The following is a 475-nucleotide window of genomic DNA, read 5'->3' on the forward strand; positions in this document are numbered from 1 at the left end:
TCCTAAGGCCCTCGAAAAGCGACGTCAACGCCGAAAAGACAGCCGACGCCGTTACTGCTCCAGCCCCTGATGGACGCACAACTGCCCGTGGTTTAAGTCGTCAACAGACGTTTCTCTTCGCGATTACCTGCGCCATGGCCGTGGCCAATGTCTACTTCGCACAACCGCTGCTGGAGTCGATGGGCGCCAGCCTGTCAGTGTCGCCCGACACTATTGGTGTAGTGGTCACGGCGACTCAGGCCGGTTATGCAGTGGGCCTGTTGTTCATCGTCCCGTTGGGCGATCTGCTCAATCGCAAGCGGCTGATTCTGACGCAGATGCTGCTGTCGGCCGTGTCGTTGTGTGCGGTTGGGCTGGCGCAGAGTTGGGGCATGTTACTCGGCGCAATGGTGCTGGTCGGCCTGATGGCAGTGGTCGTGCAGGTGGTGGTCGCCTACGTGGCCACACTCGCCAGCCCCGAGCAACGTGGTGAAGC

1 protein-coding gene is annotated in these 475 nt (G+C 61.1%); it reads left to right on the plus strand.

The features are described from left to right. On the plus strand, window positions 1-475 hold a 475-nt coding region (locus AACY49_RS30665), incomplete at both ends, for an MFS transporter (protein WP_339528043.1).

Origin of the sequence: Pseudomonas sp. EL_65y_Pfl2_R96 (assembly GCF_963970905.1) — a bacterium.
In the GTDB taxonomy this organism is placed as follows: Bacteria; Pseudomonadota; Gammaproteobacteria; order Pseudomonadales; family Pseudomonadaceae; genus Aquipseudomonas.